General features: G+C 63.1%; 1 pseudogene. It reads left to right on the forward strand.

Annotation, left to right across the window (positions count from 1 at the left end):
* A pseudogene (locus tag SB772_RS44035) lies at positions 1-249 on the forward strand (2-isopropylmalate synthase); the annotation flags it as partial.

Below are 249 nucleotides of genomic sequence, written 5' to 3' on the forward strand. Positions count from 1 at the left end.
CTTAAGACCGAGCACAGCCTGGATCTGCCGCGCCGTGCCCAGATCGAGTTCTCTGGCGTAATCCAGCGCCGCACGGACACCGTGGGCGGGGAGGTCAGCGGCGAGCAGCTTTGGCAGATATTCCAAGACGAATACCTGCCCTCCAGCGGGGGTGATGGGCAGTGGGGCCGCTATTCGCTGGGCAATGTTAAAACGGAAACGGATGACGACGGCGGCACGACGCTACACGCCTCACTCACCGTGGACGGT

Source organism: Paraburkholderia sp. SIMBA_030, from assembly GCF_046535245.1.
GTDB lineage: Bacteria > Pseudomonadota > Gammaproteobacteria > Burkholderiales > Burkholderiaceae > Paraburkholderia.